Source organism: Mesorhizobium newzealandense (assembly GCF_042682145.1).
Taxonomy (GTDB): Bacteria; Pseudomonadota; Alphaproteobacteria; order Rhizobiales; family Rhizobiaceae; genus Mesorhizobium; species Mesorhizobium newzealandense.
The window spans coordinates 163,148-181,821 of sequence record NZ_JBHUGZ010000017.1; the positions used below are offsets into that span (position 1 = coordinate 163,148).

Sequence of the window (18,674 nt, forward strand, 5' to 3'; positions counted from 1 at the left end):
TCGATCACATATGACCGCCGGTGATCAGGTGGCGCCCTCCAGATAGCGCCTGTCGAAGACGCCTTCAGCCGCGTCGCGCTTCGACTTGTCAAGCAGGTTCGCCCTGACCATCAAGTCGATCGTCGTCTTCAGCGCCTTGTCTGGCACGGCAAGGCCTTGCGGCCACATGCCCATGCCACGCATGTATTCCAACCCCCGTCGCGCCAGGGATTCACTATCGGGCGTGGTGATGCGCTGGAAGATCGGCAGGGTGGTGCCATGGTTGGCCGCATCATTGGTGACCGTATGCGCCTCGATCAGCGCCTTGAGGAAGCTGGTCACCACATCGCGGTTCGCGCCGAGCCAGGAAGCCTTTCCGATGATGGCGGTGAAAACGATCTCGGGGATAGCGGCGCAGACCTCGCCCAGCAGGTTGTAGCCCATGTCCTGCGCGAGGAAATTCCACGGCGCAGGCTGCGGAGCGCAGTCGATTTCGCCTGCCTGCAGCGCCTCCCACCTCTTGGTGTGAATGCCGGCCAAGGCAAACTCGTAGTCGCCGGGATAGTGCAGCCCTTCCGCGGCCAGCATGATCTGCGTGTAGATCGCGGTGCCCTCCGTCAGCGAGGACGTGCCGACCTTCTTGCCCCTCAATTCGGAAAGCGACCCAATGTCTGGGCGCGCGACAATGGACATCGGCAGGCGCACCGCGTTCGCCGCCACGATACGCAGCTCTCCTCCCCTGACGAAGTCGGCGACGGCGCCTTCCGGCGGTGTGATCGCCAGGTCCGCTTCGCCCTCGAGAACGGCTGCGGTAGCCTTTTCGACGCTGCCCATCCGCTTGTAGACGATCCGGACGCCGTGCTTGTCGAACAGGCCCTGTTCGTCGGCAACGAAGACAGGAAGCCAGTTGAACCCCTGCGCGCCGCCCGCGAGCCGAAGATCCGTGAGGCCGACAGGCTCCAAATCGGTCATAAGGATATCCTCCCTTGAAACGTCCGGTGCAGGCACCGGCTTGCTCATCTGCTTGGCGAGATGTGGTTTGGTGCTGCGACCTTGGCCCCATCCACATTGACAGGCATATCAGCTTGAGATACGCATTGGTATCTAAAGAACAGCCGGTATGTCAACACATCGATCGGTGAATCGGCTGATGCAACATCAAGCCGGGAGGGAGGACGTATGCCCATTGCCAGGAGTATCGCCGGCATCCGCGGCCGGCAGTTCGAAGCACTGACGGACTGCTGATATGATCGGCATGGCGCGATCGCCACAAGAAGCGCTGATCCTAGGCATGGTTGCGGCGGGTTTGCTAGCGCTTGTCGCTGCTGGACTGCTGCGCTGGTTCCGCGCCGGGCGGGTCTGGACGGACCTCCTGGTGCCGGCCGCTTTCCTGGTCGTCTATTGGCTCGCCTACAACAAGGTGCCGGCCTTTCCGCCAGCAGGCGCGGTCAACAAGATCTTCTACGTGGCTTTGATCGGAACGGCGCTTGGTGTCCTGGCCGAGGCCGCCGGCCGAGGCGGGCTCGGTCGCGCATTCGTCCTTGCCCAGCCGGTCGCGTCCGCAGCGTATATCGGAACGGCTCGGCTGCCCGATGCGCTCCTGGACGTGGCGGTGGCCGCGCTATGGGGCCTGCTGGTGATGTATGGCCTTTCCCGTGGGGCGGGCAACGCCGAGGACGAATCCGGCACAAGACGCTCCGCCCTGCTCGGCACGGCATGCGTCGGATTCGCACCGATCGCGTTGCTGGGAGCATCGTCCACCAGCTTCCAGCTCAGCCTATTTTTTGCAGCCGCCATCGCGGCCATTGTCGCCGCCAACATCTCAAATCCGAATTTCGGATTTCGCTCCGTATCCCTCCTTGGAGGAGCAGGAGGAATGATTGCGGTCGCGCAAACCGTCACGCTCATCACACGCAAGACCGACATGCTGGCGCTGGCCGTGCTCACTTTGGTCTTTGTCACGCCTTTCGTCGTCGATCCGGTTCTGCGCCGGGTCCGCGCCACGAACAAAGTCGTCCGAATCGCCGCATTTGTCGGGATGTGCCTGCTGCCTGTCGGCGCATCCCTGGCGACTGTGATCGCACGGTATGGCTCAAGCTTCCCGGTATGACCCGGGAGGGACTGTCGGAACCATCAAAAGGGAGGAAATAACCATGTCGAAGTTACTGCGCACCACCTTGCTTGCCGCCAGCATCGCCTGGCTGCCGCTGACCGCCGAAAGGGCAGCGGCCGGGACATTCGATATCGATCCCGTGCATTCAGGCATCGCTTTCTTCATCGACCATCTCGGCTTCTCGCAGGTGATCGGAATCGCGACGGAATTCTCGGGCTCGTTCCAGTTCGACGCGACGAAGGCGACGGAAAGCAGCCTGGAGGTTGCGGTGAAAGTTGCCGGCATCTCGACCAACAACAGCCAGCGGGACAGCGACATCCAGGGCGCGGACTGGTTCAATGCAACGGAGTTCCCGCAGATCACCTTTGTCGGACACGAATTCAAGGCGGCCGACACCAAGTCCGGCACGATCACCGGCGATCTGACGATCGCCGGCGTCACGAAACCCGTCACGCTGGACGTCACCTTCAACAAGGAAGGCCAAAACCCGTGGGACAAGAGCCATGTCGTCGGCTTCAGCGCCCGCACTTCGATCAAACGCAGCGACTTCGGCATGAAGGCCGCGCTTGGAATGATCGGCGACGAGGTGAGCCTCGTTGTTCAAGTTGAAGGGCGTGCCCGTTCGTAAACCAGCGATACTTTCCCCGCAGGCAGCAGGCCTGCGGGGAACCTCGATTCCGCGCAATGGCGGAAAGCGCAGCGCAGCGGTGCGGTCCGCCTCCTTCCAGCCAATTGAGAAATTCTCGGGCGTATCGCGCGCCCCGTGAAACTTTCCGTGGCCTATTCCGCCGCCACGGGATCCGCCCGCCTGAAAGCATCGCCACCTTGCGCAAAAAGGTGGCTTGCATGAGCGATGACATTCTCGGTCGTCTCGCGGATATGCCGCTCGATCAGATCCTGGGCCGTGGCCGTGTCACGGGCGATGACCCGATCCATGATCATCTTGTGCTCGACGTCCTTGGCGCGCCATTGCGGGCGAAACTGCGAGGACATCCTGCGGTAGCGGTGGGCGCGCTCGAAGAGCTTCTGCCGGATTTCGAGCAGGTTCGGCGAGCCGCATGCAACGACCAGGGAAAGGTGGAAGGCACTGTGCAACGCAGCCCAGTCGTCGGAGAGATAGTAGCTCGCGCCGAGCCGACTTTGCAGGCGATCCATCCGATGAAAGTTGGCCATGATGTCCGCCTCCCAGCGATCGTCACCACGACCGATCGCCAGCCCGATGCACTGCCTTTCGATGAGCACGCGGACATCCGTCAGATCGTTGAGATCAAACAGCGAGACCGGCGCGACCAGGAAACCGCGCTGCCCCTCCGCGACAACCAGGCCTTCGGCCACCAGCCGCGAGAGGGCCTCGCGCAAGGTGGAGAAGCTTACTTCATACAGCTCCTTCAGCGTTTCGAAGCGCAGCTTGGTTCCCGGCTTCAAGGCGCAGCTGATGATGTCGCTCCGCATGCGCGCCAACACATCCCCGGCGCGTGTCTCTCCGGCAGGCCTGAGGGTGTTGCCCATGCATACGACTCCGCATTGAATTAGCGCGGAGATTACTGTGGATTTTCGAAATAATCAAACCGCTCGCCCTGAGTGGGCGGGCACTCGCCATCCGACGGGTGAAAAACAGGGCGTATGGTCTTAGCCGTCGGGCAGCAGCCTCTCGGCATGCCAGCGCAGATGGTCGTCCATGAAGGTCGAAATGAAGAAGTAGGAATGATCGTAGCCCTCCTGCATGCGCAGGGCGAGCTTGGTGCCCGCCCGGTCGCACGCCTCCTGGAACAGCCATGGCCGCAGACCGTCCTGCAGAAATCCATCGGCCGTGCCCTGGTCGACCAGGAATTCCGGGAAGCGCGCACCGTCCTCTACGAGCGCGCAGGCGTCATGCCCGCGCCATGCCACTTCGTCGGCGCCGAGATACTTTTCGAACGCCGGCCGCGACCAGCCGGCAGTGGTCGGCTGCACGATCGGCGCGAACGCCGAGCAGCTTCGGAAGCGGGCGGGATTCCTGAGCGCAATCGTCAGCGCGCCATGCCCGCCCATCGAATGGCCGAAGATCGCCTGGCGCGTCATGTCGGCGGGAAATTCCCGTGCGATCAGCGCCGGCAATTCCTCGGTGACATAAGAATACATGCGATAGTTCCCGGCGTAGGGCTTCTGCGTCGCATCGACATAGAAGCCTGCGCCGCAGCCGAACTGCCAGTTGTCTTTTTCATCCGGAACGTCGGCCCCGCGCGGGCTGGTATCGGGGCAAACGACGATCAGGCCAAGTTCAGCGGCCATACGCCTGTAATCGCCCTTGTCCATCACGTTGGCATGGGTGCAGGTCAATCCTGACAGGTACCAGACGACCGGCAGCGGACCTTGCGCCGCCTGTGGCGGCACGAAAACAGCAAACGTCATTTCGCAGGCGCAGGCATCCGAAGCGTGGGAATAGACACCTTGGACACCGCCGTGTGATTTGGCGGCGGAAATCAGTTTCATCTGTTCTGGCATGTGTTCCTTCTTCGCCAAACGCCAATCATGCCGATGTATCTACCGCAGCGGTTGTGATCGCAGCAAGCATGCCCGCGCGGCTTCCGCCGATCCTGGAGAAGCACCGCATTTTGGAGCACAGAGCTTTCAGCGCGGCGTGTGGCTCATACCGATCAGTAGACGACGACGCTGCGAATGCTCTCACCGGCATGCATGAGGTCAAACCCCTTGTTGATGTCCTCGAGCTTCAGCGTGTGGGTGATCATCGGGTCGATCTGGATCTTGCCGTCCATGTACCAGTCGACGATCTTCGGCACGTCTGTGCGGCCGCGTGCGCCGCCAAAGGCGGTGCCCATCCAGGTGCGCCCGGTGACCAGCTGGAACGGCCGCGTCGAGATCTCCTGGCCGGCGCCGGCGACGCCGATGACGACCGACTTGCCCCAGCCGCGATGCGAGGCTTCCAGCGCCTGCCGCATCACCTTGGTGCTACCGGTGCAGTCGAAGGTGTAGTCGGCGCCGCCGATCTGGTCGGCGCCGCGCTTGGTCATGTTGACGAGGTGGGGCACGACATCGCCGTCGATCTCCTTCGGATTGACGAAATGCGTCATGCCGAACTTCTCGCCCCAGGCCTTCTTGTCGTTGTTCAAGTCGACGCCGATGATCATGTCGGCGCCGGCAAGCTTCAGGCCCTGGATGACATTGAGGCCGATGCCGCCGAGGCCGAACACGACGGCGGTCGCGCCTTGCTCGACCTTGGCCGTGTTGATGACCGCACCGATGCCGGTGGTGACGCCGCAGCCGATGTAGCAGATCTTGTCGAAGGGGGCGTCGGGATTGACCTTGGCCAGCGCGATCTCGGGCAGCACGGTGAAGTTGGAGAAGGTCGAACAGCCCATATAGTGAAAGATCTTGTCCTTGCCGATCGAGAAGCGCGACGAACCATCGGGCATCAGGCCCTGGCCCTGCGTGGCGCGGATCGCCGTGCACAGATTGGTCTTCCTCGACAGGCAGGACGGGCACTGCCGGCATTCCGGCGTATAGAGCGGGATGACGTGGTCGCCCTTCTTGACGCTAGTGACGCCCTTGCCGACATCGACGACAACGCCGGCGCCCTCATGGCCGAGGATGGCCGGAAACAGGCCCTCTGGATCGGCGCCCGACAGCGTGAACTCGTCGGTGTGGCAGATGCCGGTCGCCTTGATCTCGACCAGCACCTCGCCGTCGCGCGGACCGTCGAGGTCGACCTCCATGATCTCCAGCGGCTTTCCGGCGGCGACAGCGACTGCGGCGCGGGTTTTCATGCGTGTTCTCCAATTTCAATCGACACCGGCCTGCGACGTCAGGCCGGTTCTACGGTGGTGGCCGCTAGACGGTCGGCTTCGCGAGCTTCACCTTGTGCCAGGCGATGATGTCCATCAGCTCCGGCGAGAATGCGTCATAGGCGGGAATCCCGTCCTGGGCCAGCGCGCCGCGCACGCTGGCCATGCTGGTCGCCGGCATCCCTGTCTCGACGAGCGAAGACACAAAGGCCGCGAACTCGATCTTCGGCTGGTGCCCATCCGTTGCCAGTTCGGGATGCACGAATTCGAGGCCGTAGAAATGGTGATCCGGATCGGAGACCTTGCCGACCATATGCGTCCCGCAGGATCTGCAACGGTGGCGTTCGATCTTCTGCGTGGCGTCCACGGCCTCGAGTTTGTCACCCTGCGCCGTGACGGAGATGCTGCCGGCCGGGACAACGGCAATCTGCGCGAAGGCGGCACCGGCAGGCTTCCAGCATTTCGAACAGCCGCACAGATGATTGTGCGCCACGGCCTGATCCACCGCGATCTCCACCGGCTCGCTGGCACATTTGCAGCGCGCGGTGAATGCGCCGACCGGCGCAGCCGATATATCCCGCCCGACCGCCGGGTGCAGCGCGGTCGTCTGGTCGCGCCGCGCCTCCGCCTGCGCCTTCAGCGCGCGGTTCAAATCGTGATAGGCCGTTCGCAAATTGGTATCGATGCTGGGCCAGCGCTCATCGGCCATCGGGCCATCGAAGATCTCGTTGTGGCGCACCCGCGTGCCGCCATTCCCGGTCGGCTCCAGGACGAAAATGTGTTCCGCGCTGAACACGCCGCCGGGCGCCTGGCTCAGCCAGCGAAGTTCCCGCGCGCCCACGATGCGGGTGATGGTCGGTGTGACCTCGCGCTCGGGAACATTGGGCTGGCGCAGCGTTCCGACGACGCGCTGACCGACGGTCGTGCGTCCGCGTAGCGCCGGCAAAGCCGGATTCCATTCGGGGTAACGCTCGAGGTCGTCCAGCACGGCCCACACGGTCTGCGGCGGTGCGTCGATGACGATCTCGGTTTCAAGCAAGCGCATGGTGCATCCTCTTTCCTGGGCCGGATTTGTGCTTGGCGTGCGGCGGCGAGCTAGTGCGCGGCCATCGTGGTGGAGGCGCCGAGATAGGCGCTCATGACCTTTGCGTCGTTGAGCAGGTTCGACGCCGTGTCCTCCCCGACGATCCTTCCGGTCTCGATCAGGTAGCCGCGATCGGCGGTCTTGAGGCTCAGCCGCGCGTTCTGTTCGACAAGCAGGACGCCGAAGCCTTCGCCGGCAATGGTGGCCAGTGACTTGAACAGCTCCTTGGACAGCAGCGGCGACAGCCCGAGGGAGGGCTCGTCCAGCATCAGGATGTCCGGCTTGGACATCAATGCCCTGCCGATCGCGACCATCTGCTGTTCGCCGCCGGACATGGTTTGCGTCAGTTGGCGAGGGCGTTCGGCAAGCCGGGGAAACAGGCCGTAAACGAAGTCGAGCGTCCTGCGCGCATCGGCCTTCGCACGCCTGGCATGGCTTCCAAGCCGCAAATTCTCCGCCACGGTGAGTTCGCCAAAGATGCCGCGGCCCTCCGGAACGAGCGCGATCCCCTCCTCCACCATCAGATGGGCATCGAGTTTCGTGACATCCTTGCCGTTCATGACAATCCTGGTGCCGGGCTCCGTCCCGACAAGCCCTGCGACGGCGCCGAGGAAGCTGGACTTTCCAGCGCCGTTGGCGCCGAGGATGACGCAGATCTCGCCCTTGGAAACACGTGCGGAAACACCGTCGAGCGCGACGTGCCGTCCGTAGCGGACGCCGAGATTGGAAACCTCAAGCATCGTCGTCTCCCAGATAGGCGCGGACGACCTCCGGGTCGGCCAGGACATCGGCCGATCTGCCATCGGCGATCTTGATGCCGGAATTCATCACCACGCAGCGTGAACAAAGCGAACGGATGGCATCCATCACGTGCTCGACCATGATGATCGTCCGGCCCTGCGCGCTGATCTCGCGGATAAGCTCGATGCCGACCCCCAACTCGCTCGGGTTGAGGCCCGCGAGCCATTCGTCGAGCAGCAGGACATGAGGGTTTCCCGCAAGGGCACGAGCGAGCTCGATCCGCTTTTGGTCGATGTAGGTCATCGCCGCGACGGGAACCTCCTCGCGACCTTTCAACCCAACCCGCTCCAGCAGATCGCGGGCGAGCGCCAGCGCCTCGTCGCCCCAGAGCCTGTTGTGCCCGAAGACGGCGCCGGCGACGACATTCTCCAGCGCGCTCATCGATGGCAGGACACGCACCAGCTGGAAAGTCCGGGCGACTCCGATGCGGGCGATCTTGTGAGCCGCCAGCCCGGCGATCGGCTTGCCGGACAGCAGTATGGCGCCCGACGTCAGCGACAGCGCCCCCGATATCAGGTTGAGCATCGTGGTCTTGCCCGAGCCGTTCGGGCCGATCAGCCCGAGCAACTCGCCCTTGCCGACCTCGAAGCTCACGTCGTTGACGGCGACAAGCCCGCCGAAGGCCTTGCGCGCCCGATCTATTGTCAACAGCGGAACGCTCATCTGCCCTCCTCGGCCGTCGTTGCCAGCGAGCTTTTGTCGATCGAGCGGCGACGGCGGAACAGGGTTTCCAACTGGCCCGTGACGCCGTCGGGAAGCACATAGACGATCGCCAGAAATGCAAGTCCCATGATCACCGCCGTCTGGTTTGGGAAGTGGCCAGAGATAAAGTCCATCACCACGGTGAAAGGAACGACGCCGACCAGGGGGCCCCAAAGGCGGCGGGTGCCGCCGAGCAGCGCCATGATGACCACGAGGAAGGACGTCATTGGGTTGAACGCTGCGTCCGGCGTTATGTAGCCGTAGCGAGGCGCCATGATCGCGCCGGCTACGGCAATGAAGGCCCCCGAGACCGCGAACAGGATGACCCTGGTGCGAGCGGTGTCGACGCCGACATGGCGCGCCACGGCTTCGTCATTGCCGATGATGCGCAAGGCGAGACCCAGCCTCGACCTGTTGATGAACCATCCGGTGACGAACACGACCACCGTCAGCGCGAGCAGCATCCAGTAGAGATGCGTCTCGGTGAAATCGGTAAAGACGTAGAGCCCGATCGTGCCGCCGAAATTGGTCTGCACCCAAGTGACGATCTGGCCGAGGAGTTCGGCAAGGCCGAGGGTGAAGATCACGAAATAGACCCCCGAGAGCCTGAGAGTCGCCAATCCGACCAATGTGGCCAGCAAGGCGCCGGCGACGACCGCGATGAGGATAAGCGCAGGGAAAGGCAGGACGTCGATGAAGATCGCGACCGAGTAGGTTCCGACTCCGAAGAAGGCGGCGCTCGCCAGAGAGACAAGATGTGTCGGCCCGGAAAAGAGCGCCCAGGCCGTGCATATGGCGGCATAGAGCATGATGTTGACGCTGAGCGACAGCCAGAAGCCCTCGGTGACCAAGGGGAGGAAGGCCAGCACGGCCGCACCGGCAAGGCCGGCACCAAGAGTCAGGAGTTCGTTGCGCGGGATGTTCATCATGCCGGCCGCTTTCCGAAGATGCCCTGCGGCCGGAACAGCAGAACGACGATGAACAGGGCGTAGTTGGACGCCAGCGTCAGACCGGGATCCAGCAGGCTGGCGACCAGCGTCTCGGTCACGCCCAGGACGAGAGCGGCGAGAACCGCGCCGCGCACGTCGCCGACGCCGCCCATGATGACGATGATCAGCGCCTTCATGGTGAAGATCACGCCCATCGAGGTGTTGAACGTGTAGAAGGTCGACAGCAGCGTGCCGGCGCAGGCCGTGATCGATCCTCCGAGCGCAAAGCCGAACGCCGCGGTCTTGCGCACGTCGATCGCCACCAGCCTCGCCGCGCGCGGATCGACGGCGACGGCGCGAACCGCCGTGCCGCGGTCGGTGTGGTAGAGGAAAATGTAGAGACCCGTGGCGATCGCGGCGGCGGCGACAAAGGCCACGACGCGGTTCAGGCCGAACGAATTGCCCATGATCGTGAATGGCTGGGCGAGGAACTCGTAATTGAAGTAGGACCCGCCGAAGGCCAGCAGCATCAGCCCCTGGAACAGAAACAGCAGTCCGAAGGTCGCCAGGATGGAATCGACCTCGAGCATGCCGCGATTCTTGGCCCGCTTCACCAGAGGCTGCATCAGCCAGGCATAAATCAGCCAGTTGACGACGAAGGCGCCGGGGCCGATCACCAACAGGCCCAGCAGCGGATTGATCCCGAAGCCTGTATACAGCCAGAAGGTGACGAAGCACGCGGCAACGAGCGTCTCGCCATTGGCGAGGTTCATGATCCGCGCCACGCCATACTGGAGCGTGAGCCCGAGCGCGATGAGCGTATAGGTGCCCCCAAGGAGCAGGCCTGTCAGCAGGATGAGCATTGTACTCTCGCAGTCACGGGCCTGGCGTCACGAGGACGCCAGGCCGCCGGGAGGATCGGATCAGTTGCTGGGCCAGGCGGGCTTGAGCACCGGCTGCTGCGCGCCCTGGAGGTTCCCGGTCGCCCTGACGCCATGGACGACGCCATCGCTCCACTGGCCCACCGTCCAGTTGTTGTTGTTGATGTTGTTCTCGAAGTGGATATCGCCGATGACGGTCTTGAAGGTGCCCGACTGGATTTCCTTGTTGAGCGATTGCTTGTCCAGGCTTCCAACCCGCTCGACGGCCTGCTGCAGGATCTCCAGGCTGGCATAGGCCACCGGGCTCGCCCACCAGTCTGCCTCCTGGCCGGTCACCGCGAGATGCTCCTTGCGGTAGGCCTGGAAGACGGGGTCGCTCGCATTGACGCCGCCCATGATCAGGATGCCGTTGGCAGCGGCGCCAAAGCGCTTTCCGTATCCGTCGAGATTGCCGCCGACGCTGACGAAGAACGCCTTGACGTCGAATTTCTGCAGCTGCGCCTGCTCGGTGAGAGCAAAGCTGTCCGGCGGATAGGAATAGGCGATGAAGGCGTCGGGATTGGCCGCCTTGGCGCTGGCGATCACCGGAGCGACGTCCTGATTGCCGAGCGGATAGGAGGTCTCGTAGACGATATCGAAGCCGGCCTGCTTGAGCGCGGGCTTGCCGGTCTTGATCATTTCGAGGCCGAAAGCATCGGAAACGTTGACCACAGCGACCCGGTTGCCGATCTTGCCAGCGTCGCGCAGATCCTTGAGCGTGCCGACGATGCCGTCGGCGATGCCCTGCGCCGGGCCGAGCAGCCAGAAGGTGTTCGGCCAGCGCTTTACGAATTGATCGAGATCGTTGGCATTGCCGGTGGAGACGATCTGCGGGTAGCCATATTTCGCGATCAGCGGGGCGGTCGCGAGATTGAGGCCTGTCGAATATGGCGGGATGATCAGGTCGACCTGGTCCTGGGTGGCAAGACGCTGGATGTTCTTGACCGCCTCTTCCGGCGACGACTTGTCGTCATACTCGACGATCTCGATCGGCCGCATCTGATCGCCGACCTTGAGGCCACCGGCCTTGTTCACCTTCTCGGCCCACAGCTTGACGTTCGGCCAAAGCACACCTGACGCGCCGCCCGCAAGCGGCCCGGTCTTGGATGCGCTCACGCCGATTCTGACCGGGTCCTGCGCGAACGCGGCGCCGAACGTGCCGGCCGCCAGGGCCGCCGAAAGCATGAGTAAATTGAAACTGCGTCGCAACATCGAAATTCCTCCCAGTTCTGGTTGCGGTGGGCGCTGCACTCGCCTCGCAGATGCGAAGAACGAGTTGATCGACCTCCCCTAGCGGAAATTGCTTAGGTCATTTTCCTCCGATGATCCAGCAAATTTCGTAAACTTACATATTTTCGTTATTTTCTCCGAGTGACGATATTCCCCACCGGCCTGTGTGCGGCCGGTCCCGCACCGATCATTTAAGATACTTTATAGTATGCAGATACGCTTTAGAATGTCAACGCTAAGAACTCTGCCAGTGAGCCCTACTTCTTGCTTGTCCGCCCAAGGCGACACGGAGCGCCGCCGCCTCGTCTGGGCGCAGTCTCATTTCATGGCATTCGCCAAGGCCTCGAGTGCCAGCACCGGATCCGCCACCTGAGCGGGATCGGGGCTGGCCGACGCGGCAAGGAGGCGCTTGCCGATCAGATAGTCGCGTGGCGCATTCAGCCCATCGACGGCGACAAGCTGCCCTTCGCGGTAGTACCAGTGCGACCGTCCCGGTCCCGCCCCTTGCCTGACAACCACCGTATCGCCCGGCCTGGAGAGGCCGGCGATCTGCAGCTTGAGATCGAACTGATCCGACCAGAACCACGGCTTCGGTCTGTAGGGTTGGCGCGCGCCCATGATGTTGCGGGCGACCACGTCGGCGCTGTCGATCGCATTGCCGACGCTCTCCATCCGCAGCCCGCCTTCGGGCAAGGAGAAATTGGCGCAATCGCCGGCGGCCCAGATGAACGGGTCGTCGGTGCGCCCGTATGCGTCGGCGGTGATGCCGTTGTCGATGGCGAGGCCCGCCTCTGCCGCCAGCGCCGTTTCCGGCATGCCACCGATCCCCGCCACGACGACGTCGGCCGTGACGATCGTGCCGTCGCCGAGCCTGGCGCCAGCAACCCGGTCCGCGCCAAGCAACTCACTCACCGCCTTGCCGAGATGAAACGTCACGCCCCTTGAGCGGTGGAGCGCCTCGACCGCTGTCGCGGTTTGCGACGACGCTACCCGCGCGAGCGGGCGATCGGCGGCTTCCACCACATCCACGGCCATGCCAAGTCCACGTGCGACGGCGGCGATCTCAAGCCCGATATATCCGCCGCCGATGACAAGGAGCCTGCCTTGCTTTTCAAGTGCCGGCCGCAACCCATCGATGTCGGCGAGCGTGCGGATCGTGAAGATGCCGGCAAGGCCTCGCGAGATCGCCTGCGGCAACTTTCGGGCGGTCGCCCCGGTTGCGAGCACCAGACGATCGTAATCAAGCATGGCGCCATCAGCCAGACACACGCGCCGCCGGGCACGGTCGATGGATGCGACGCGCACTCCCAGTCGCAACGCGATCCGGTTCTTTGCGTACCAGTCCTCCGCTTTCAGCTTCAGCCTGTCCCGCTCGAGTTCGCCGAGAAGATAGGCCTTCGACAGCGGGGGGCGCTGGTAAGGAGCATCCGGCTCCTCCCCGATCAGGGTGAGTGGTCCCGCGAAGCCGTTTGCCCGCAGCTTTTCGGCCGTGGACAGGCCGGCCTGTCCCGCTCCGACGATCACGATGCTGCTTTCGTTGCCAGGCTCGGCCACGGCGGGATGATCGGCGTCAAGGGACATGGTCGGCCTCAACCGCTAGGCGGCCGGAACGCGGACGGAAACATTGTCCAGTGCGTCGCTGACCTTGATCTGGCAGCTCAGCCGGCTTCCGGATTCGCGTGGCGCTTCGGCGAAGTCCAGCATGTCGTTTTCATGCTCGCTGATCGGTCCGAGCGCCAACAGGATTTCTGCGGGAAGCACAACATGGCATGTGGCACAGGCCGCCGAGCCGTTGCATTCGGCGATGATGCCCGGAACGCTGTTTTCAAGCGCGGTTTCCATCAAGGTGCGGCCGTTCTGGGCCTCAACGGCGAGTTCCGCGCCATCCGCGAGCAGGAATCTGATCGTTGGCATGTCTCTCTCCCTCAAGCGTCCCAGATGACGGGCATGTGCGTGGGGCCACGAAACACCCAGCCCCGGACGCGGACGAGTTCCGTATCCTTGAGCCGAAGATTGCGCAGCCGTTCGAACACCATCGGCACGGCGATCTGGCTCACCAGCGCGCGCGACACCCACGTGCCGGCGCAGAAATGCGACCCGGCGCCGAACGCCAGATGCGACTTCTTCTCTCGGAAGACGTCGAATTTTTCCGGATCGCTGAAACGACGGTCGTCGTGGTTGGCGGCGCCGACGCACAGACCCACCTGCTCGCCCTTGCGGACCAGCGTGCCCGAAATCTCGACGTCGCGGGTCAAGCGGCGAGGATACATGCCGATCGGCGAAACCCAGCGCACCGCTTCTTCGAAAGCCTGCCCCCACAGCGAAGGCTCGGCGCGAACGCGCGCGAGTTGGTCCGGGTTCTGCAGCAGCCCCAGGATCAGCGTCAGGATCGAGTCGCGGGTCTCGTTCAGCCCGCCGCCGATCGCGACCTTGATGTTGGCGTAGATCTGTTCGACCGTCTGTGCAGGATCGGCCTGAAGCATCGATGACAGCATCGAAGGATTTGGATTGTCCCGATGATGGGGAAGCATCCTGTCGACGGCGCTCTCGACGCCGCTGGCAGCCTCCCTCGCCTTTCGCGCGATCTCGGGGTCGTGCGAGTAGTTGCCGGAACCGTCGATGAGCGACTGCGACCACAGTGCCATCGTTCGCCAGTCGACACCGTCGAAGCCCAAGATGTCGGCCAGCGCGCGTGCCGCGATCGGCGCGGCGAGTTCCTCGAAAAGTTCGGCCTCGCCCTTGTGCTCGATCTGTGAGATGACGTCGTCGCAGATGGCCCGCATGGGGTCGGCCCAGCACCGCTTGACGACGCCAGGCCGCAGGCTCGGATCCATCGCCGCCCTTTCGCGGGCATGGTCATCGCCGTCCTTGCGCATCAAATTCGGCCCTATCACTGTGTTCAGCAGCGACTGCGGATTGATGGAGGAAAACGTCTCGGGGTCGCGTTCGATGGCCATGATGTCGTCGAAGCGCGTGACCATCATGATGTTCGCCGCCTCGACCTTGACGACCGGCCCGAGGTCACGGACGCGTTTGAAGATTGGATACGGATTGGCAAGCAGGTCTGCGAACGAGACGTCGTCAATCACTTTCACGGCTTCGGACATGGTTTCCTCCCTGCCGGGAAACGAGGTACGAGATCCGCGTGCATGCAGCAATGCGATGGGTTAGATAGAGGTCATCGAAAATTTGCATGGAGGAGAAATGTCGTGCTGTCCGACGACCTTGCCAGTGTAGACCTCGCGGCCCTGCAGACGCTTGTCGCCGTGCAGGACCGCGCCTCGTTTTCCGACGCCTCCCAGCTTCTCGGCGTCAACCAGTCCACCATAAGCTACGCCATCAAGCGGTTGCGAAAGGCCTTCAACGATCCGCTGTTCGTCCGCCAGGGCAATTCGATCGTCGCAACCGACAAAGGCGAACAGCTTGCCCAGCAGGCGCGCGGCATCCTCGAGCAGATGGCCGCGCTTTCTTCACCGTCGGGTTTTCACCCGGCCACGGCCGAAGGAAGCGTGACGGTGTCCTGCAACCACCATGAGCGCATGTTCGTCATTCCCGACTTCGTGCGCAGGGCGCAGAAGGAGGCGCCGAAAGCGACGATCCACATTTTCGAATCCGCTGTCGACGGCAGGCAGCAGTTGAAGCAGAACACGTGCGACATCGTGCTTGGACCGGTTGCGATCCTCGGTGACATCTACTACCGCAGGAAACTGTTCACCGATCACTACGCTTGCGTCATGGACCCGGCGCACCCGCTGGCGCGGGGAACGCTGACGCTCGACCGCTACTGCGCCTCGCGGCATGTCGCTGTCACGCATAACGGACGCTGGGAGGCCCTCTATTTCGCCGCGCTGCGCGCAACGGGCGTCGAGATGCAGCCGGAGGTCACCGTGTCGAGCCACGACATCTTGGAGCGGCTGATTCCAGGCTCGGATCTGGTGGCGACGATTCCGTATCGGCTGGCGCGTCGCCTCTCGGACAGGCTCGCCCTGCGCCGTTTCCCGATGGACGTCTTCATCCAGGTCGACATCTACTGGACGGAGCGTACTCACCACTCTGGCCTGCACCGCTGGGCCCGCCAGATACTGGCCGAGGTCGCCGAGAAGAATCTCGGCGGCGATGACTCGGACAAAGATGTGACCGCCTGACAGGTGGACGACAAGCACCAGGCGGGAGGACCGTGCCGCGCAAAGGGGGAGCACGGGCGGGTGGAACTCGCCTGCCCGTCAGGCAGACCGCGCCGCATGGCTGGCCTGCCCGAAAATGACGCCGCCTACGCCGTCTTCGCACCGAGCATGACGACCGAGACCGTCACGGGCTCGTTGAAGGGATTGCGCCAGGCATGACGCGCGCCCTGCTGCACGACCGTATCGCCCTGCTTCAGCTCAACGGTCTTGCCGTCGTCGAGTTCGAGGACCAGCCGGCCCCTGACGACAGTCACGTAGTCGACCGTCGGCGTCTGGTGCATGCCGGGATTGTCCATCTCGAAGCGCTCGGCGATGCCGGGCGCGGCCTTCAGATGTTCCGGACCCGCCAGTTCGGGCTTCCAGTCGGCCGACATCATCACGCTGTCCGGCGGAAAGGTGATCATCCAGAACACCGAGCCCCCGACCGCAGCGAGCATCGTGCCCTCGCTCGCCATAGGATCGGCACCGTCCCGTTTGGCCAGATCCGGCGTCCCGTCGATCCTCCACTGCGGGGAAGAAATGAAACCGGGCGTGTGCTGGAACGCCATCTCGCGTGGCGAGGCGCCATCGCTGATGAATACCGATTTTCCTGCGGCGTTCTTTCCGGTGACGACGCGGCGAGTGCTCATGTCTTATCCTCTCAAGGAATAATTCAGATACCAACTGGTATCAGCGTACCATTCCGTATACAACTATGGATGGATCACAAAATTCGAGAAGCCGCCATGACGCACGGCGATGCCCGAAATGGCCTCGTTGACCTTCTCCATCGGCGTCGCATGGGTTTCCAGGAGACCCAGGTCGACCTTGCCGATCCCGACGAGGTCAGCCATTTCCTGGCCCTCCGAGGTCGTCAGCCATGCCGAACCGATGAGCCGCTGATTGCGGTCCATCATCATGTGCACGTCGATGGAAACCGCGCCCATGACGGCGCCAATGTCGACGGCGACACCGCCGCGGCGCAGCGCCTTGAGCCCTGCCAGGAAGGGCTCGTGCGACGTGCCGGGACCGTTGCAATCGATGAAGGCGTCGACCCCCTCGCCATGCGCCGTCCTGGAGCGGGCCCATTCGTCGGGCATTCCATCCTCCAGCGAATGCGTCTCGATGATGCCGGGGGCGAGCGCCTCGATCTCCTTCAGCAGCTTCTTGTCGCGACCGGTGCCGAGAATCTTCTTGACCCCGAAGGACGGCCCGAAGACCGCGATCGCGATGCCGAGCGTGCCGGAAATGCCGTTGACAAGAACCGTGTCGCCGGGGCCGACCTGCGCCTTCTTCAGAGCGGAATAGCCGGTGCCCATATAGCCGAGCCGTGCCGCCTGGTCGAAGGTCATGTTGTCGGGAAGCGCCACGATCGCCGATGCCGGCGCGGCCATGTATTCGGAAATGCCGCCGACTGGGTAGTCTTCGAATGTCTGCAGGGCGTCGTGACTGAAGCCGAAATAGCCCTGGAAGGCGTAGTGGCGGCAGGAGATCGTGTCGCCGCGCCGGCAATGGCGGCAGCTGCCACAGGAGCGCCCCGGATTGACATAGACGCGATCGCCGGGCTTCAGATTGTGGACCTGGCTGCCCACCGCCGCGATCTCGCCGGCCGGGTCGAGGCCGAAGATCGCCGGCAGCGGCGGCTGCGGCATGTGGGGAAACCAGGTCGGCCACATCGCCAAAATGTTGGCCAGGTTCGGAACGATGCCGCACGAGCGGACCCGCACCAGCACGTCCATCGAGCCAAGTCTGGGGAGCGGCACCTCTTCGATCTTGAGCTGGCCGCCCACCTCATGCATGCGCGCAGCCTTCATCGTCGCCGGAATTGCGGTCACGTGGATACCTCCCTTTCGTTCCAACCCGGTGCACGCCGAGCTTTTCAGCGTGCAAATGAGCCTCCTCCCGAGTTCAGATCGGTGGTCGCACAGTTTTTTCGAAATATCAAGCTTATTTCGTAACTACATCCGAAACGCGGCCGTTGTCGTCGCGCGCCAGCTGCCATCCGACGCTGGATGGCGCAAACAAATGGCCGGCATGTTCGATCACGTTTTCGGTCGTTTCCCGGATGTGCCGGTCGATGAGAGCGAGTGCCTCGCCTTTGTTCCTGGCGACCACCGTCTCCATGATCGACTTGTGCTCGACGTCCTTCTCGCGCCAACTCGTCCGGAATTGCGAGGACATGCGCCGGTAGCGATGGGCACGCGCGAACAGTTTTTCGCGGATCTGCAGAAGATTGGGCGACTGGCATGCGCTCACAAGCGACAAGTGGAAGGCACCGTGGATCGTCGACCATTCCTCGTCGAGATAATACTGGTTGCCGGCGCGCCGCTGGAATCGTTCCATGCGATGAAAGGTCGCGATGATGGCCGCCTCCCAGGCATCGTCACCGCGTAGCATGGCGCGCCTGAGCGCTTCCCGTTCGACGAGGACCCGGACATTGGTGAGGTCATTGAGATCATCGATGGAGATGGGAGCGACGATGAAGCCACGCTGGCCCTGCGCCAGCACCAGTTCTTCCGCCACGAGGCAGGACAAGGCTTCGCGCAAGGTCGAGAAGCTGACCGCGTAGCGCTCCCGCAACGCCTCGAACCGCAGTCTCTCTCCCGGCCCGAGCACGCACCCGACTATGTCCTGCCGCATGCGGTGAAGGACATCGCCAGCGCGGGTTTCGCCTTTCGGCCTGCTCGTCTCTGTCACGTGGTTGTTCCGCGTCTCATTGCATCCGTCTCGGCAGCCCGGGCGGCGACGCGATCGAGCGCACCGTAGCAACTATTTCGAAATTATCAATTCTTTCGATGAAAATCCCGGACGCCGCATCAGCTGAGGGCCAGAGCGCCCTCTTCTGGTGATGATCGCTGCGAAAAGCCCGGAATCCTGCAAGAATTGCCATCGCGGTTCCGATATTGGCCACCTCTCCGTGATTCCCCGACCGCTTGCGTCCTCCTGTCGACTTGCATATTTTCGAAAATAT

At 63.2% G+C, this 18,674-nt stretch carries 20 protein-coding genes; 3 read left to right on the forward strand and 17 right to left on the reverse strand.

Annotated elements, in window-relative coordinates:
* Nucleotides 1-24 precede the first annotated feature (24 nt).
* A complete protein-coding gene (locus ACFSOZ_RS25175; protein ID WP_379102296.1) occupies nucleotides 25-951 on the reverse strand; it encodes an ABC transporter substrate-binding protein in 927 nt (308 codons plus the stop codon).
* A gap of 274 nt (nucleotides 952-1,225) precedes the next feature.
* Here ACFSOZ_RS25175 and ACFSOZ_RS25180 point away from each other — a divergent pair, with 274 nt between their 5' ends.
* Both ACFSOZ_RS25180 and ACFSOZ_RS25185 read left to right on the forward strand, forming a co-directional pair.
* Nucleotides 1,226-2,089 carry a hypothetical protein gene (locus tag ACFSOZ_RS25180; protein WP_379102297.1) on the forward strand — a complete coding sequence of 288 codons (864 nt, stop codon included), beginning with the start codon at nucleotides 1,226-1,228 and terminating at the stop codon, nucleotides 2,087-2,089.
* Nucleotides 2,090-2,132: 43 nt separating this feature from the next.
* Nucleotides 2,133-2,720, forward strand: a complete 588-nt coding sequence (locus tag ACFSOZ_RS25185) for a YceI family protein (RefSeq protein WP_379102299.1) — start codon at nucleotides 2,133-2,135, stop codon at nucleotides 2,718-2,720.
* A 152-nt stretch (nucleotides 2,721-2,872) separates the two neighbouring features.
* Here ACFSOZ_RS25185 and ACFSOZ_RS25190 read toward each other — a convergent pair whose 3' ends face one another.
* The 12 genes from ACFSOZ_RS25190 to ACFSOZ_RS25245 form a co-directional block, all read right to left on the reverse strand.
* The gene (locus ACFSOZ_RS25190; protein WP_379102301.1) at nucleotides 2,873-3,601 is read right to left on the reverse strand and encodes an FCD domain-containing protein; all 729 of its coding nucleotides are present in this window, start codon (nucleotides 3,599-3,601) and stop codon (nucleotides 2,873-2,875) included.
* Between the two features lie 120 nt (nucleotides 3,602-3,721).
* A complete protein-coding gene (fghA, locus tag ACFSOZ_RS25195) occupies nucleotides 3,722-4,576 on the reverse strand; it encodes an S-formylglutathione hydrolase (protein WP_379102303.1) in 855 nt (284 codons plus the stop codon).
* A gap of 152 nt (nucleotides 4,577-4,728) precedes the next feature.
* The gene (locus ACFSOZ_RS25200) at nucleotides 4,729-5,856 is read right to left on the reverse strand and encodes an S-(hydroxymethyl)glutathione dehydrogenase/class III alcohol dehydrogenase (RefSeq protein ID WP_379102305.1); all 1,128 of its coding nucleotides are present in this window, start codon (nucleotides 5,854-5,856) and stop codon (nucleotides 4,729-4,731) included.
* A gap of 64 nt (nucleotides 5,857-5,920) precedes the next feature.
* Nucleotides 5,921-6,919: an SRPBCC family protein gene (locus ACFSOZ_RS25205; RefSeq protein WP_379102307.1), complete on the reverse strand. Its 999-nt coding sequence runs from the start codon at nucleotides 6,917-6,919 to the stop codon at nucleotides 5,921-5,923.
* Nucleotides 6,920-6,969: 50 nt separating this feature from the next.
* Complete coding sequence (locus tag ACFSOZ_RS25210) at nucleotides 6,970-7,698, reverse strand: ABC transporter ATP-binding protein (protein WP_379102309.1); 729 nt, start codon at nucleotides 7,696-7,698, stop codon at nucleotides 6,970-6,972.
* The gene (locus ACFSOZ_RS25215) at nucleotides 7,691-8,422 is read right to left on the reverse strand and encodes an ABC transporter ATP-binding protein (RefSeq protein WP_379102311.1); all 732 of its coding nucleotides are present in this window, start codon (nucleotides 8,420-8,422) and stop codon (nucleotides 7,691-7,693) included. The genes ACFSOZ_RS25210 and ACFSOZ_RS25215 overlap by 8 nt, the downstream gene beginning before the upstream one ends.
* Nucleotides 8,419-9,390 carry a branched-chain amino acid ABC transporter permease gene (locus tag ACFSOZ_RS25220; RefSeq protein ID WP_379102313.1) on the reverse strand — a complete coding sequence of 324 codons (972 nt, stop codon included), beginning with the start codon at nucleotides 9,388-9,390 and terminating at the stop codon, nucleotides 8,419-8,421. The genes ACFSOZ_RS25215 and ACFSOZ_RS25220 overlap by 4 nt, the downstream gene beginning before the upstream one ends.
* A complete protein-coding gene (locus tag ACFSOZ_RS25225) occupies nucleotides 9,387-10,253 on the reverse strand; it encodes a branched-chain amino acid ABC transporter permease (RefSeq protein ID WP_379102315.1) in 867 nt (288 codons plus the stop codon). The genes ACFSOZ_RS25220 and ACFSOZ_RS25225 overlap by 4 nt, the downstream gene beginning before the upstream one ends.
* A gap of 60 nt (nucleotides 10,254-10,313) precedes the next feature.
* Nucleotides 10,314-11,522 carry an amino acid ABC transporter substrate-binding protein gene (locus tag ACFSOZ_RS25230; protein ID WP_379102317.1) on the reverse strand — a complete coding sequence of 403 codons (1,209 nt, stop codon included), beginning with the start codon at nucleotides 11,520-11,522 and terminating at the stop codon, nucleotides 10,314-10,316.
* A gap of 336 nt (nucleotides 11,523-11,858) precedes the next feature.
* Nucleotides 11,859-13,121, reverse strand: coding sequence for an NAD(P)/FAD-dependent oxidoreductase (locus ACFSOZ_RS25235; RefSeq protein ID WP_379102319.1), 1,263 nt, complete (start codon nucleotides 13,119-13,121; stop codon nucleotides 11,859-11,861).
* 15 nt (nucleotides 13,122-13,136) lie between these two features.
* Entirely contained in the window at nucleotides 13,137-13,454 is a 318-nt protein-coding gene (locus tag ACFSOZ_RS25240; protein WP_379102321.1) for a 2Fe-2S iron-sulfur cluster-binding protein, read from the reverse strand.
* An 11-nt stretch (nucleotides 13,455-13,465) separates the two neighbouring features.
* The gene (locus ACFSOZ_RS25245) at nucleotides 13,466-14,647 is read right to left on the reverse strand and encodes a cytochrome P450 (protein WP_379102323.1); all 1,182 of its coding nucleotides are present in this window, start codon (nucleotides 14,645-14,647) and stop codon (nucleotides 13,466-13,468) included.
* A gap of 102 nt (nucleotides 14,648-14,749) precedes the next feature.
* Between ACFSOZ_RS25245 and ACFSOZ_RS25250 the strand changes: the two genes are divergently transcribed.
* The gene (locus ACFSOZ_RS25250) at nucleotides 14,750-15,685 is read left to right on the forward strand and encodes a LysR family transcriptional regulator (RefSeq protein ID WP_379102325.1); all 936 of its coding nucleotides are present in this window, start codon (nucleotides 14,750-14,752) and stop codon (nucleotides 15,683-15,685) included.
* A 125-nt stretch (nucleotides 15,686-15,810) separates the two neighbouring features.
* Here ACFSOZ_RS25250 and ACFSOZ_RS25255 read toward each other — a convergent pair whose 3' ends face one another.
* From ACFSOZ_RS25255 to ACFSOZ_RS25270, 4 genes are all read right to left on the reverse strand, one after another.
* Nucleotides 15,811-16,353 (reverse strand): cupin domain-containing protein, encoded by a 543-nt coding sequence (locus tag ACFSOZ_RS25255; RefSeq protein WP_379102328.1) that lies wholly within the window; start codon nucleotides 16,351-16,353, stop codon nucleotides 15,811-15,813.
* A 63-nt stretch (nucleotides 16,354-16,416) separates the two neighbouring features.
* The gene (locus tag ACFSOZ_RS25260; protein WP_379102330.1) at nucleotides 16,417-17,538 is read right to left on the reverse strand and encodes an alcohol dehydrogenase catalytic domain-containing protein; all 1,122 of its coding nucleotides are present in this window, start codon (nucleotides 17,536-17,538) and stop codon (nucleotides 16,417-16,419) included.
* A gap of 112 nt (nucleotides 17,539-17,650) precedes the next feature.
* The gene (locus tag ACFSOZ_RS25265; RefSeq protein ID WP_379102332.1) at nucleotides 17,651-18,400 is read right to left on the reverse strand and encodes an FCD domain-containing protein; all 750 of its coding nucleotides are present in this window, start codon (nucleotides 18,398-18,400) and stop codon (nucleotides 17,651-17,653) included.
* A 16-nt stretch (nucleotides 18,401-18,416) separates the two neighbouring features.
* Nucleotides 18,417-18,614: a hypothetical protein gene (locus tag ACFSOZ_RS25270; protein ID WP_379102334.1), complete on the reverse strand. Its 198-nt coding sequence runs from the start codon at nucleotides 18,612-18,614 to the stop codon at nucleotides 18,417-18,419.
* Nucleotides 18,615-18,674 lie beyond the last annotated feature (60 nt).

What these genes read in the sequence shown, in the direction of transcription:
- ACFSOZ_RS25175 (WP_379102296.1), bottom strand. Translation starts at nt 951, where the DNA reads ATGACCGATTTGGAGCCTGTCGGCCTCACGGATCTTCGGCTCGCGGGC.
- ACFSOZ_RS25180 (WP_379102297.1), top strand. Translation starts at nt 1,226, where the DNA reads ATGATCGGCATGGCGCGATCGCCACAAGAAGCGCTGATCCTAGGCATG.
- ACFSOZ_RS25185 (WP_379102299.1), top strand. Translation starts at nt 2,133, where the DNA reads ATGTCGAAGTTACTGCGCACCACCTTGCTTGCCGCCAGCATCGCCTGG.
- ACFSOZ_RS25190 (WP_379102301.1), bottom strand. Translation starts at nt 3,601, where the DNA reads ATGGGCAACACCCTCAGGCCTGCCGGAGAGACACGCGCCGGGGATGTG.
- fghA (WP_379102303.1), bottom strand. Translation starts at nt 4,576, where the DNA reads ATGCCAGAACAGATGAAACTGATTTCCGCCGCCAAATCACACGGCGGT.
- ACFSOZ_RS25200 (WP_379102305.1), bottom strand. Translation starts at nt 5,856, where the DNA reads ATGAAAACCCGCGCCGCAGTCGCTGTCGCCGCCGGAAAGCCGCTGGAG.
- ACFSOZ_RS25205 (WP_379102307.1), bottom strand. Translation starts at nt 6,919, where the DNA reads ATGCGCTTGCTTGAAACCGAGATCGTCATCGACGCACCGCCGCAGACC.
- ACFSOZ_RS25210 (WP_379102309.1), bottom strand. Translation starts at nt 7,698, where the DNA reads ATGCTTGAGGTTTCCAATCTCGGCGTCCGCTACGGACGGCACGTCGCG.
- ACFSOZ_RS25215 (WP_379102311.1), bottom strand. Translation starts at nt 8,422, where the DNA reads ATGAGCGTTCCGCTGTTGACAATAGATCGGGCGCGCAAGGCCTTCGGC.
- ACFSOZ_RS25220 (WP_379102313.1), bottom strand. Translation starts at nt 9,390, where the DNA reads ATGATGAACATCCCGCGCAACGAACTCCTGACTCTTGGTGCCGGCCTT.
- ACFSOZ_RS25225 (WP_379102315.1), bottom strand. Translation starts at nt 10,253, where the DNA reads ATGCTCATCCTGCTGACAGGCCTGCTCCTTGGGGGCACCTATACGCTC.
- ACFSOZ_RS25230 (WP_379102317.1), bottom strand. Translation starts at nt 11,522, where the DNA reads ATGTTGCGACGCAGTTTCAATTTACTCATGCTTTCGGCGGCCCTGGCG.
- ACFSOZ_RS25235 (WP_379102319.1), bottom strand. Translation starts at nt 13,121, where the DNA reads ATGTCCCTTGACGCCGATCATCCCGCCGTGGCCGAGCCTGGCAACGAA.
- ACFSOZ_RS25240 (WP_379102321.1), bottom strand. Translation starts at nt 13,454, where the DNA reads ATGCCAACGATCAGATTCCTGCTCGCGGATGGCGCGGAACTCGCCGTT.
- ACFSOZ_RS25245 (WP_379102323.1), bottom strand. Translation starts at nt 14,647, where the DNA reads ATGTCCGAAGCCGTGAAAGTGATTGACGACGTCTCGTTCGCAGACCTG.
- ACFSOZ_RS25255 (WP_379102328.1), bottom strand. Translation starts at nt 16,353, where the DNA reads ATGAGCACTCGCCGCGTCGTCACCGGAAAGAACGCCGCAGGAAAATCG.